This window comes from Streptomyces sp. ICC1, from assembly GCF_003287935.1.
Taxonomy (GTDB): Bacteria; Actinomycetota; Actinomycetes; order Streptomycetales; family Streptomycetaceae; genus Streptomyces; species Streptomyces tritrimontium.
On sequence record NZ_CP030287.1, the window covers coordinates 6,448,993 to 6,461,910 of the forward strand.

The 12,918-nt window shown below is 73.2% G+C and carries 7 protein-coding genes and 1 pseudogene; 5 read left to right on the forward strand and 3 right to left on the reverse strand.

Annotated elements, in window-relative coordinates:
* The first annotated feature begins 66 nt into the window (after positions 1 to 66).
* From recQ to DRB96_RS30300, 3 genes are all read left to right on the forward strand, one after another.
* Positions 67 to 2,214, forward strand: a complete 2,148-nt coding sequence (gene recQ / locus DRB96_RS30290) for a DNA helicase RecQ (RefSeq protein WP_112451335.1) — start codon at positions 67 to 69, stop codon at positions 2,212 to 2,214.
* Between the two features lie 130 nt (positions 2,215 to 2,344).
* Positions 2,345 to 4,405, forward strand: a complete 2,061-nt coding sequence (locus DRB96_RS30295; RefSeq protein WP_112451336.1) for a SpoIIE family protein phosphatase — start codon at positions 2,345 to 2,347, stop codon at positions 4,403 to 4,405.
* A 47-nt stretch (positions 4,406 to 4,452) separates the two neighbouring features.
* Positions 4,453 to 5,034, forward strand: a complete 582-nt coding sequence (locus DRB96_RS30300) for a GNAT family protein (protein WP_112451337.1) — start codon at positions 4,453 to 4,455, stop codon at positions 5,032 to 5,034.
* Between the two features lie 35 nt (positions 5,035 to 5,069).
* On the opposite strand, the gene DRB96_RS30305 is transcribed toward DRB96_RS30300, so the two are convergent.
* Entirely contained in the window at positions 5,070 to 7,916 is a 2,847-nt protein-coding gene (locus DRB96_RS30305) for a SpoIIE family protein phosphatase (protein ID WP_112451338.1), read from the reverse strand.
* Positions 7,913 to 8,914: a helix-turn-helix domain-containing protein gene (locus DRB96_RS30310; protein ID WP_112451339.1), complete on the reverse strand. Its 1,002-nt coding sequence runs from the start codon at positions 8,912 to 8,914 to the stop codon at positions 7,913 to 7,915. The genes DRB96_RS30305 and DRB96_RS30310 overlap by 4 nt, the downstream gene beginning before the upstream one ends.
* A gap of 14 nt (positions 8,915 to 8,928) precedes the next feature.
* Here DRB96_RS30310 and DRB96_RS30315 point away from each other — a divergent pair.
* Both DRB96_RS30315 and DRB96_RS30320 read left to right on the forward strand, forming a co-directional pair.
* Positions 8,929 to 9,111: pseudogene (locus tag DRB96_RS30315) on the forward strand (phosphoenolpyruvate carboxykinase domain-containing protein); the annotation flags it as partial.
* Between the two features lie 206 nt (positions 9,112 to 9,317).
* A complete protein-coding gene (locus DRB96_RS30320; protein ID WP_112451340.1) occupies positions 9,318 to 11,546 on the forward strand; it encodes a germacradienol/geosmin synthase in 2,229 nt (742 codons plus the stop codon).
* 35 nt (positions 11,547 to 11,581) lie between these two features.
* Here the strand turns inward: DRB96_RS30320 and DRB96_RS30325 are convergent, their stop codons facing one another.
* Complete coding sequence (locus DRB96_RS30325) at positions 11,582 to 12,826, reverse strand: GNAT family N-acetyltransferase (protein WP_112451341.1); 1,245 nt, start codon at positions 12,824 to 12,826, stop codon at positions 11,582 to 11,584.
* Between the last annotated feature and the right edge of the window lie 92 nt (positions 12,827 to 12,918).

Here is a 12,918-nt window from a genome sequence, read left to right on the forward strand (position 1 = left end):
CCGCATCCCGCCTCCCGGATCCCGGATCCGGGAGGGAGTGTCCTTGCGGGTCGCTAGGCTTCTGGGATGACCTCCTCGCAAGCAGCCGCCGAAAGCCCCGACGCCCTCCAGGTGCTCCACCGCGTCTTCGGGTACGACTCCTTCCGCGGCGAGCAGCAGCAGATCATCGAGCACGTCGTCGACGGCGGCGACGCCCTGGTGCTGATGCCCACCGGCGGCGGAAAATCGCTCTGCTACCAGATCCCGGCGCTGGTCAGAGCAGGTACCGGCGTGGTGATCTCACCGCTGATCGCTCTGATGCAGGACCAGGTGGACGCGCTCAACGCGCTCGGGGTCCGGGCCGGATTCCTCAACTCGACCCAAGGCGCCGACGAGCGGCGCGCGGTGGAGCAGGCCTTCATCGCGGGCGAGCTCGACCTGCTCTACCTGGCTCCCGAGCGGCTGCGCACCGAGGGTACGCAGCGCCTGCTGGACCGGGGCACGGTCTCGCTCTTCGCCATCGACGAGGCGCACTGCGTCGCCCAGTGGGGCCACGACTTCCGGCCCGACTACCTCGCCCTGTCGATGCTGCACGAGCGCTGGCCGAAGGTGCCGCGCATCGCGCTGACCGCGACCGCCACCGAGGCGACGCACGCGGAGATCGCGGCGCGCCTGGCCCTGGGGGAGGCCCGCCATTTCGTGGCCGGCTTCGACCGGCCGAACATCCAGTACCGGATCGTCGCGAAGAACAACCCGGTCAAGCAGCTGCTGGAGCTGATCCGGGCCGAGCACCCCGGCGACGCCGGCGTCGTGTACTGCCTCTCGCGGGCTTCCGTGGAGAAGACGGCCGCCGCGCTGGTGGAGCAGGGCATCGACGCCGTGGCGTACCACGCCGGAATGGACTCCCGCACGCGTGCGGCGAACCAGGCGCGCTTCCTGCGGGAGGACGGGGTCGTGGTGGTGGCCACGATCGCGTTCGGCATGGGCATCGACAAGCCGGACGTGCGCTTCGTGGCGCACCTGGACCTGCCGAAGTCGGTCGAGGGCTACTACCAGGAGACCGGCAGGGCCGGGCGCGACGGGGAGCCGGCCACGGCGTGGCTGGCGTACGGCCTCCAGGACGTGGTGCAGCAGCGCAAGATGATCGAGGGCTCGGAGGGCGACGAGGCGCACCGCCGCTCCCTGGCCGGGCACCTCGAGGCGATGCTCGCGCTGTGCGAGACGGTCGGCTGCCGCCGGGTGCGGCTGCTGGCGTACTTCGGGCAGACGGGCGCGCCCGACTGCGGCAACTGCGACACCTGCCTGACGCCGGCCGAGTCCTGGGACGGGACGGTCGCCTCGCAGAAGCTGCTGTCCACGGTGTGGCGGCTGGCCAAGGAGCGGCGGCAGAAGTTCGGCGCCGGGCAGATCGTCGACATCCTCCAGGGCAAGAAGACGGCCAAGGTCATCCAGTTCGACCACGACGGGCTCTCGGTGTTCGGCATCGGGTCGGACCTGAGCACCGCGGAATGGCGCGGGGTGGTTCGGCAGCTGCTGGCGCTCGGGCTGCTGGCGGTGGAAGGCGACTACGGGACGCTGGTGCTGACGGAGGCCAGCGGCGAGGTCCTCGGGGGCCGGCGGAGCGTCCCGATGCGCAAGGAGGCGGTGCCGGCCGCGGGCTCGTCCCGCAAGGAGTCCGGCGGATCGCGCTCCGGGAAGGGCGCGCGGGTCCCGGTCGACCTGCCGGCGGCCGCCGTGCCGGTCTTCGAGGCCCTGCGGGCGTGGCGCGCCGAGACCGCGCGGGAGCAGGGGGTGCCGGCGTACGTCGTCTTCCACGACGCGACGCTGCGGGAGATCGCGACGCGGGTGCCCGCCACGGTCGACGAGCTGGGCACGATCAGTGGTGTCGGCGAGGCGAAGCTGGCCAAGTACGCCGAGGGCATCCTGCTGACCCTGGGCGAGACGGACGCCGCGCCCGCGGCCGGGACGGGCGAGGCGCCCCCGAGCGCCGTGCCCGCCGCCGCTGCGAGGCCCACTGCTGCGAGGCCCGCCCCTGCGAGCTCCGCCGCTGCGAGCCCCGCGCCCGTGACCACCGCGCCCGCCCCCGCGAGCGCCGTGCCCGTCGCCGTGCCCGCGCAGGCCGCCGACCGGCCGGTCCCGGTCGCGGCGGGCGTGAGCCGGGCTCCGCAGGGGGAGGAGTCGCTCTTCGGTCCGGGGGACGAGGAGATGGACCCGCCCTGGGACGACTGGGAGTAGCCCGCCCGGCGCGGCCGCGGTGCGCCGGGGACGGCCCGTACCCCGACCGGACCCGACGCAGCGCCGGTGCACGATGCCTCGGATAGGGTGAATCGGTAGGAATCGGGCCCCCCGGGGTGAGGTCGGCGCATTGGACACGTACCAAGAGACGAGCGGGGTACCGGACCAGCCGGCGGCTGCGGTCGGGTACGCCGGCGTCCTGAGCGAGCTGCTGCCGATCGCCCTGTGGCGGGAGGACGCCGACGGGCGGATCGTCGAGTGGTCGCTCGCCGCCCAGGACCTGCTCGGCCACCGCCCCGAGGACATCCTCGGCCGGTTCGGCAGCTCCGTGCTCGTCCCCGACGCCAACCACGAGCTCGCCGCGCAGCTGACCCGCCGGGTCCAGGCCGGGGAGACCGTCGTCGGCACCCTGCCCGTGCGCCACCGCGACGGCCACCGCGTCCCGATGGAGATGTGGATCCTGCCCGCCCCCGACCCGCAGGGGCGCACCGGGGCCATGCTCATCGCGGTGGAGACCTCCGAGGTCCTGCGGATGCGCGATTCGCTCGCCGCGCTGCAGAGCCTGTTCACCCAGTCGCCCATCGGCCTCGGCACGCTCGGTCCCGACCTGCGCTTCCTGCGCGTGAACGACGCCCTCGCCCGGATGAACGGGGTGCCCGCCGCCGAGCACGTCGGCAAACGGCTCACCGAGGTCGTGCCCGGGGTCAACGCGGCCGCGCTGGAGCGGCTCATGCGCAAGGTGCTGGAGTGCGGCTCCGCCGTCGTCGACGTCCGCCGCACCGGTCGCACCCCCGCCGACCCCGACCACGACCGGACCTGGTCCTGCTCGTACGCCCCGCTGCTCGACGGATCCGGCCGCCGGCTCGGGCTGATCGCCTCCCTCATCGACATCACCGACGGGCAGCGCGCCCAGGCGGAGGCGGAGCGGGCGCGCAGCCGGTTCGCCCTGCTCTCCGAGGCAGGCACCCGCATCGGCACCACGCTCGACCTCGGGCAGACCGCCCGGGAGCTCGCGGAGGTGCTGGTTCCGCAGCTCACGGACTCGGCCGACGTACAGCTCCTGGAAGCCGTACTGGACCCGGACGAGGCCGCCGCCTCCACCCGGGGCGTGCTGCGCCGCCTAGCGGCCCTCTTCCCCGACCCGGCCGCGCCCACCGCCAAACTGATCGCCGGGCAGACCTTCCAGATCCCGGCGCACACCGCCTATGAGCAGGTCATCACCGACGGCCAGCCCATGAACCTCTACACGGCCGACATCCCGGCCCTGATCAAGGACCCGCGGGCGGCCGCGCTGCGCGCGTACCTGGCCACCCTCGGCTGCGCCCGGATGGTCCCCCTGGTGGCCCGCGGCCGGGTCCTCGGGGTGGTCGTGGTGACCCGGGTGCGGGGGCGCGAGCCCTTCGACCACGAGGACTGCGTGCTGATCGACGAGGTGGTCGCCCGGGCGGCCCTCAACATCGACAACGCCCGGATGTACACCACCCAGCGCGCGGCGGCCCTGACCCTGCAGCGCAGCCTCACCAACAACGCGCTGCCGCAGGTCAAGGGCCTGGAGCTGACCGGCCGCTACCTGCCGGCCAGCGACCACGACGTCGGCGGCGACTGGTTCGACGTGATCGAGCTGCCGGACGGCCGGACCGGCCTGGTGATCGGAGACGTGATGGGCCACGGCATCCACGCGGCCGCGGTCATGGGCCAGCTGCGCACGGCGGTACGGACGCTGGCGCGGCACCAGGTGACCCCGGAGGAGATGCTGCGCTCGCTCGACGCGGTGGTGGCCGACCTCGGCGAGGACGAGATGGCCACCTGCGTCTACGCCGTCCACGACCCGGCGACGGGCGCGTGCGTCATCGCCCGGGCCGGACACCCGCCGCCGGCCGTCGTCACGGCGTCCGGGACCGTGGCCTTCCTGGAGGGCCCGCCGGGGACCCCGCTGGGCACGGGTGGCCGGGAGTTCCGCACCGAGGAGGTGCTGCTGCCCCCGGGGAGCCTGCTGGTGCTGTACACGGACGGCCTGATCGAGGCCCGCGACCGGGACCTGGACGAGGGGATGGCCGGGCTGGCGGACGCGCTCAGGGGCGCCGGCGAGCCGCTGGAGGCCCTGTGCGAGGACATCCTGGCCCGGCTGCTGCCGGAGGCCCCGCAGGACGACGTGGCGGTCCTGCTCGCCCGGACCCTCGATTTGACATAGTGCAATAAATCTTTGTGCCTAGCGCAATGGGTGGCTATCGTTCTCCCATGTCCGCGAAGCTGCCCCGCCCGGTCGTCCTGACCGGCCGCCACGTCCGTCTCGAGCCCCTGACCAGGAGCCATCTCCCCGACCTGTACGTGGCCGGCGGCCGCGACGAAGAGGTCTGGCGCTGGCAGGGCGGCCCCGCGCCGCAGACCCAGGAGGAACTCGGCGAACGGCTCGACGACGTCCTTCAGGGCGACTACCTGCCCTTCGCCGTCATCCACCTCGAAACCGGCCGGGCCATCGGCTGGACCACCTACCTCGACATCAGCCCGGCGAACGAGCGGCTCGAGATCGGCTGGACCTGGTACGGCCGCGCGCACTGGCGCAGCGCGGTCAACACCGAGACGAAGCTGCTCCTGCTCACCCACGCCTTCGAAGACCTCGGCATGGGCCGGGTGCAGTTGAAGACCGACCACCTCAACACCCGCTCGCAGGCCGCCATCGCCCGCCTCGGCGCCCGCCGCGAAGGTGTCCTGCGCCGCCACCGCCGCAGGCCGGACGGCACCTGGCGCGACAGCGTGTACTTCTCCCTGCTGGCCGAAGAATGGCCCGAGGCAAAGACCCGCCTGTCGGCCCGCCTCTGAGCCGGCCGTTCAGCGCGCAGGGGGCGCTTCCGCCGCTACCAGGCCAGGTCTTCCAGGGCGTCCAGGTCCAGGGGCGGGGGGAGTGGTTCCGCGGTGGCCGTCAGGGGGAGTTCGGCCCAGATGACCTTGCCGCGCTCGGTGTAGCGGGTGCCCCAGCGCTCCGCGTACTGGGCGACGAGGAACAGGCCGCGGCCGCCCTCGTCCGTCGTGGCCGCGTACCGCAGGTGCGGGGAGGTGCTGCTGCCGTCGGCGACCTCGCAGATCAGGGTCCGGTCGCGGAGCAGCCGGACCCGGACGGGCGCGGTCCCGTAGCGGATGGCGTTGGTGATCAGCTCGCTGAGGATCAGCTCCGCGGTGAAGGAGATGTCCTCCAGGCCCCACTCGGCCAGCTGCGCGGCCCCCGCGCGGCGGACCCGCGAGACGTCCGAGGGATCGGGGAGCACCTCCCACTCGGCGATCCGGTCGGCCGGCAGCCGCCGGGTGTCGGCGATGAGCAGGGCGATGTCGTCGCTGGGCACCGGGAACAGCAGTGCGGCCAGTACGTCGGCACAGGCCTGGTCGGGGCTGCGGCCGGGCCGCGACAGGGTCTCGGTCAGCATGCCGAGCCCGGTGTCGAAGTCCCGGTCGCGGTCCTCCAGCAGGCCGTCGGTGAACAGCACGAGCCGGCTGCCCTCGGACAGGTCCACCCCGACGGCCTCGAAGGGCATCCCGCCGACGCCCAGCGGCAGCCCGATCGGCAGCTCGGGGTACGCGACCCGGCCGTCGGGGCCGACCAGCGCCGGGCCCGGGTGGCCGGCGCTGGCCATGGAGCAGTGGCCGGACACCGGGTCGTAGACCGCGTAGAGGCAGGTGGCGCCGGTGACGCCGGAGCCCGACGGGTCGCCCCCGTCGCCGTCGCCCGCCGCGGCGGACTCGTCCTGGTCGATCCGGTCGATCAGCTCGTCCAGGTGTCCCAGCAGCTCGTCGGGCGGCAGGTCGAGGGTGGAGAAGTTGTGCACGGCGGTCCGCAGCCGGCCCATCGTGGCGGCGGCGTGCACCCCGTGCCCGACCACGTCGCCGACGACCAGCGCCACCCGGGCCCCGGCCAGCGGGATCACGTCGAACCAGTCCCCGCCCACCCCCGCCTTCGCGGGCAGGTAGCGGAACGCCACGTCCACGGCGCTCAGGTCCGGCAACACCCGGGGCAGCAGGCTGCGCTGGAGGGTCACGGCCACCGCGTGCTCGCGCGTGAAGCGGCGGGCGTTGTCGATGGACACGGCGGCCCGCGCGGCCAGCTCCTCCGCGAAGGAGAGGTCCTCCTCGTCGAAGGCCTCGGGGGTGTCCGCCCGCCAGAAGTTGGCCATCCCCAGGACCACGCCACGGGCCTGGAGCGGTACGGAGATCAGCGAGTGGAGGCCGTAGTCCAGGGCGACCCGGGTGCCGTCCTGGTCCTGGGCCCGCCAGCCGAAGGCGGCGTTCAGGTCCGCCGCCAGGACCGCCCGCCCGGCGTCCAGGGCCGCCGACATCGGCGCCGTCGGCACCACGAAGCGGATGACGTCGCCGACGGGCTGCAGCGGCGAGTCGGCGCGCACCCCGCAGATCGCGGCCCGGAGCATCTCGGTGTGCGCGCCCGCGCTCGGCTCCTCGCCGCGCGGCACCGGCTCCAGCAGCTCGACGGTGACGAAGTCGGCGAAGCGCGGGACGGCGACCTCGGACAGCTCCTCGGCGGTGCGCACCACGTCGAGGGTGGTCCCGATGCGCACGCCGGCGTCGTAGAGCAGCTGGAGGCGGTCGCGGGCCACCGCGGCCCGGCCGGAGAGCGCGGCGAGCTCGGTGGAGTCGCGCAGGGTCATGACGCTGCCCGAGGGGCGGCCGCCGTACGGCGTGGTCGGCCGCACGTTGACGGCGAGCAGCCGGTCGCCCGCCCGGTGCACCTCGTCGGTGGCGATCCGCCCCGAGGCCAGCAGGGCCGCCGTGCGCGGATCGAGGCCGAGGTCGCGGACGTGCCGCTGCTCGGCGTCGGGCGGCAGGTCGAGCAGGCGCCGGGCCTCGTCGTTGGCGAGGATGAGCCGGCCCTCGGTGTCGATGATCAGGACGCCCTCGCGGACGGCGTGCAGAACCGCCTCGTGGTGTTCGTTCATCCGGGTCATCTCGGCCTCGCCCAGCCCCCGCGTCTGGCGCCGCAGCCGGCGGCTGACCAGGGCGGCGCCGCCGGTGCCCAGCAGCAGGGCGCCGGCCGCCGCGCCGAGGAGCAGGGGCAGCTGGTCCTCCACCACGTCGCCGACGTTGGTGACCTCGATGCCGGTGGCGACCAGGCCGACGACCCTGCCCGCGGAGTCCCGTACGGGGACCACGGCGCGGACCACGTCGCTCGGCTTGCCCTTGAAGGTCTCGGTGAAGGACTCTCCGGCCACCGCCCGGGAGAGGTCGCCGGTGGCGCGCTGCCCGACCAGCTCGGGCCGGGAGTCGGTGTAACGGACCCCGTCCGTGGTCATGACGGCGATGAAGTCGACGCCCGAGGCCCGGCGGGCGCCCTCGGCCAGGGGCTGGAGCTCGGCGGTGGGATCGGCCGACCTCAGGGAGGCCGGCAGGCCGGGGGCGTGGGCGAAGGCCTCGGCGGCCGCGAGGGAGCGGTTGCGGGCGTCGCGCCGGCCGTCGTAGCGGGCCTGGAAGAAGAGCGCCGTGGTGGCGGCGGTGATGAGCACCAGGACGATGACGGCCTGGAGGGCGAAGACCTGGCCGGCCACGCTGCGCGCGCCGAGGGAGAGTTTCGCGAACGACCGGGAGAAGGGGCGTGCCAGTCGGCGCGTGAACCGGCGCGCGCGCCCCTCAGCGGGTCCGGCGGGGGACCCGTCGTCGGGCGCCCCTTCAGAGCCCCTGGGCAGGCCAAAACGTCCGGTCATGAGCCATTTCTAACACTGTCCGACGGGTTTGGGGGAGGCTCCGCCGCGGTAGCCGCCGCACGGTAGGCGCGGGGGCTCGTGCCGACGTACGCGGCGAAGTGCTGGCGGAAGGTGACCTCGCTGGCGAATCCGGCGCGCCGGGCCACCTCGGGGACCGGATGGTCGGTGCGCTCCAGGAGTTTGCGGGCTTCGTCCAGACGGTGGCGCAGCAGCCATTTGTGCGGGGTGGTGCCGGTCGCTGCGGCGAAGTGCCGGGCGAAGGAGCGCGGCGACATCCCGGCCCACCGGGCCAGGGTGGACACGTCCAGCGCCTCGTGCAGCCGCCCCAGCGCCCGCTCCCGTACGGCGGCCAGCGTCTCGGCGGTCCGGTCGGCGGCCGGGGTCGGGCGGTCCAGGTACTGGGCGTGGTCCCCGGTGCGGAAGGGGCCCGTCACCATCGAGCGGGCGATGGCCGCGGCGGCCTCGGATCCGTGGGCCTCGCGGACCAGGTGGAGGCAGAGGTCGATGCCCGAGGCGACCCCGGCGGAGGTCCACACCCCGTCGTCCTCGACGTAGAGCGGGGTCTCCTCGACGCGTACGGAGGGATGCCGGCCGGCCAGCGTCGGGGCCAGCGCCCAGTGGGTCACCGCCCGGCGGCCCGCCAGCAGCCCGGCCTCGGCGAGGATGAACGCGCCGGCGCACAGGGCGGCCACCGGTATGCCCCGGGCGTGCGCGTCCCGCAGGGCCGCGAGGACCGGCTCGGGCGTCGGATCGCCGGGGCGGGCCAGGGCGGGCACGACGACGAGGTCGGCGCCGCGGAGCCAGTCGAGACCCCGGTCGGGCGTCAGGGTGAGCCCGCCCGGAAGCGGGATCGGGTCGGGGGTCAGGGCGCACCGGCGCAGTTCGAAGGGCGGGACCCCGGCCGCGCGGCGCCCGTGGTCGGGACCCCAGACCTCGGTGATGACGGAGAGGTCGAAGGCGCGGATGCCGGGCTGTACGACGATCGCGACGCGGTGCATGGCGTGAGTCTGCCACGGCCGCCTCGGCGGGCAAGGCCGGCGCGCTGCGCCGCGACCCCTTCGCCATTCGGCCGTTCTGCGGCTACAACATGGGCGACTACATGGGTCACTGGGTCGACGTGGCCAAGGGCAAGGACCAGTCCAAGCTCCCGAAGATCTACTACGTGAACTGGTTCCGCAAGAACGACGCGGGCAAGGCGACCACCCAAAGCAACACAAGGTCGTACGTCGGACGCGTCAGATGTGTATAAGGAACAGACCGCGCCCATGTCACCTGATGAAGTGAACTCCCCCTTATCCCACCGCCACCACGGGTAGGGCCCTGCTGATCTCGTGCGGAAGGCAGCTTCCAAGGTCTTCCGCTCCCTTCATCGAGACAGCCGGACGAAAGGCCCACCCCGCCGTGACGCAGCCGTTCCAACTGCCGGATTTCTATGTGCCTTATCCGGCGCGACTGAACCCCCACCTCGAGGACGCGAGGATCCACACCAAGAAGTGGGCCCGCGACTTCGGGATGCTGGAGGGTTCCGGCGTCTGGGAGGAGAGTGACCTCGACTCGCACGACTACGCCCTGCTGTGCTCCTACACCCATCCCGACTGCGACAGCGAGGCGCTGTCCCTGGTCACCGACTGGTACGTGTGGGTGTTCTTCTTCGACGACCACTTCCTGGAGATGTACAAGCGCTCCCAGGACCGCGCCGGCGCCAAGGACTACCTCGACCGGCTCGCCGCCTTCATGCCCATGGACCTGGGCCCCTCCTCCGACGGGTTTCCCGAGGCGACCAACCCCGTCGAGGCCGGCCTCGCCGACCTGTGGGCCCGTACCGTCCCGGCCATGTCGATGGACTGGCGGGAACGGTTCTCCGAGTCCACCAGGAACCTGCTCAACGAGTCGATGTGGGAGCTCGCCAACATCAACATCGGGCGGGTCGCCAACCCCCTCGAATACATCGAGATGCGCCGCAAGGTCGGCGGCGCCCCCTGGTCCGCCGGGCTCGTCGAGTACGTGTCCGCCGAGGTCCCGGCGCGCATCGCGCACTCGCGGGCGCTCGGCGTGCTGCGCGACGCCTTCTCCGACGCCGTGCACATCAGGAACGACATCTTCTCCTACCAGCGCGAGGTCGCCGACGAGGGCGAACTCTCCAACGCGATCCTGGTGTTGGAGACCTTCCTCGGCTGCACCACCCAGGAGGCCGCCGAGGCCTCCAACGACCTCCTCACCTCCCGGCTGCAGCAGTTCGAGCAGACCGCGCTGGCCGAACTCCCCCAGCTCTTCGCCGACCACGCCATGGACCCGGCCGAGATCGCCGCCGTCCTCGCCTACGCCAAGGGCCTCCAGGACTGGCAGTCCGGCGGCCACGAGTGGCACATGGTCTCCAGCCGCTACATGAACAAGGAGGCCCGGGCCACCGCGCCGGTCACCCTGCCCTTCCTCCCCTCCGGGCTGGGCACCACCGCCCTCGACCTCCGCTCGATCCTGGCCCCGCGCGCCCTGGAGCTGCGCCGCCGCTCCTTCACCCACGTGCCCTTCGAGCACACCGGCCCGTCCGTCGTCCCGGACGTCTACATGCCGTTCCCGCTCACCCTCAGCCCGCACCACGCCCGCGCGCGCGAGGAATCCGTGGCCTGGGCCAAGGGGATGGGCCTGATCGATCCGCAGCCCGGCGACCCCGGCTCCGCGATCTGGAACGAGGAGAAGCTGCGCGGCTACGATTTCGCGCTCTGCTCCGCGGGCATCGACCCCGACGGGACCCCCGAGGCCCTGACCCTCAACGCCTGCTGGCTGACCTGGGGAACGTACGGGGACGACTACTACCCGGTGGTCTTCGCGCAGTCCAAGAACCTGCCGGCGGCCAAGGCCACCACGGCCCGCCTCGTCGCCATGATCCCGGTGGACCACGCGGAGCAGCCGGTGGGGCTGACCGCGATGGAACGTTCCCTCGGCGACCTGTGGGTGCGCACCAGCCGGGACATGGGCCCGCGGGTCCGGACCGAGTTCCGGGCCACGCTCGTGAGCATGCTGCGGAGCTGGCTGTGGGAGATGGAGAACCAGATCCAAAACCGCATCCCCGACCCCGTGGACTACGCGGAGATGCGCCGCCACACCTTCGGCTCGCACCTCACGATGTACCTGTGCCGGCTGGGCCAGGCGGGGCGGGGCATTCCCGACGACATCTACGCCTCGGGCACCATCCGCTCCCTGGAGAACGCGGCAGCCGACTCCGCGTGCCTGATGAACGACATCTTCTCGTACCAGAAGGAGGTGGAGGTCGAGGGCGAGGTGCACAACTACGTGCTCGTCACCCGCAACTTCTTCGACATCGGCTACGAGGAGGCGCTGCACATCTGCCACTCGCTGATGACCCAGCGCACCGAGGAGTTCGAGCACATCGTCGCCAACCAGCTGCCGCTGCTCTACGAGGACTGGAAGCTGGACGCCGGGGCCCGGGCCGGACTCGACGCGTACGTGGGTGAGTTGAAGGACTGGCTCGCCGGAATCCTCAACTGGCACGAGAAGACAGTGCGTTACCGCGAGGAGGACCTGCACCGGCTGGGCGACGCGATCTCCACCGGCGTCCTGAGCTCCTCCTTCGGCATGTCGGCGGCCCGCATCTCACTGCCGGCGGGCTGAGCCCGCAGCCGCGCACGGCGGGGGCGGGCCGGGCGCTAGAACTCGTCCGCCGTGTGCGGCAGCAGCGCGGTCCGCAGGCCCGCGTCCAGGGCGGCGGCCGCGCCGGGGGTGTGCTCCGCCACCAGGCCGGCCGCGACCAGTTCGACGGCCCGGGTCCCACCGAGGTAGCAGGCCGCGAGCTCCCGCACGTCCAGCGTCAGATCGGGCGCCTGGCCGTCGGCGGGCTCGTACGCGGCCCCGTCCGGCCCCGCCTTCAGCCGGAACCGCCCCGCGTTCGCGGGCAGCCGTACGTCGGTCAGCTCCAGTACGAGTTCCACGGGCGCGGCCCACGACCGGCCGGTCAGCGCCGCCGCCACGTCGACCAGGCGCAGCCAGAGCGCCGGGAAGGCCTCGGTGACCCTGACCTGGTCCCGGTCGGCGGCGAAGTGCAGCAGCGGGTCGTCGACCGGGCGGCCCCACGCGTTGACCTTGCCGGTGAGGTCGAGGGAGGTCACGCACTCCCACAGCGCGGCGGCGACCGCCGGGGTGTCCGCCTCCAGCTCGTAGACCTGGACCAGGCCCGGGGTGCGCGCGGAGCCGGCCGTCGGCTCGGAGGACTCCGGCTTCGTGCGGTAGAGGACGTAGCCCGCGACCGGTCCGCCCGGCTCGCCGAGGACGATGATCCGGGGCGGGCCGAGCTCGTCGTCCTCCTCGTCCTCCTCGGTCAGCCACTCCTCGGTCCAGCGCCAGGCGGTGCGGGTCGGCCGGCCGGCCCGGCGGGCGCGGGCCGCCTCGTGGTACGGGCCGATGACGGCGACCGCGTCGGCGGGGTCCACCAGGCGCAGCGGGCGCCGGTCCGGGCCGATGCGCAGGGCCAGCGGCCGGGTGGAGTCGATCTCGATGGTGGTGCCGTGGGTGGCGCTGCCGTAGCCGAAGCGCCCGTAGATGGCGGCCTCGGAGGCCCACAGGGCGGCGATCGGGCTGCCGGCCGCTCCGGCGCGCCGCAGCACCTCGCCCATCAGGGCCGTCAGGACGCCCCGGCGGCGGTGGGTGGGGGCGACGGAGACGAAGGTGAGCCCGGGACAGGGCAGGTCCGCCCCGGGCACCGAGAGCCGGAAGTCGTGCGCGGCCATGAAGCCGACGAGCGCGTCCCCGTCGTAGGCGCCGATCCGCAGGCAGTGCCGGAGCACGTCGTGGTGCCGCTCGCGCCCCTCCTTGTCGGGGCGGTCGTGGAAGACCAGGTAGGCGAGCTCCAGAGCGCGGTCGATGTCGGCCTCGGGTACCTCGCGGATGTCCACCATGATCCGGAGACTAATCGGTCATCGCGGACCGGTCACCTCATAAAGGCCGGATTCGGCGGTCGCGGCACCGGACGACGGAAGGGCGCGGTCCC

Excerpts from the sequence above, each read along its gene's own strand:
- recQ (WP_112451335.1), top strand. The coding sequence starts at position 67 with ATGACCTCCTCGCAAGCAGCCGCCGAAAGCCCCGACGCCCTCCAGGTG.
- DRB96_RS30300 (WP_112451337.1), top strand. The coding sequence starts at position 4,453 with ATGTCCGCGAAGCTGCCCCGCCCGGTCGTCCTGACCGGCCGCCACGTC.
- DRB96_RS30305 (WP_112451338.1), bottom strand. The coding sequence starts at position 7,916 with ATGACCGGACGTTTTGGCCTGCCCAGGGGCTCTGAAGGGGCGCCCGAC.
- DRB96_RS30310 (WP_112451339.1), bottom strand. The coding sequence starts at position 8,914 with ATGCACCGCGTCGCGATCGTCGTACAGCCCGGCATCCGCGCCTTCGAC.
- DRB96_RS30325 (WP_112451341.1), bottom strand. The coding sequence starts at position 12,826 with ATGGTGGACATCCGCGAGGTACCCGAGGCCGACATCGACCGCGCTCTG.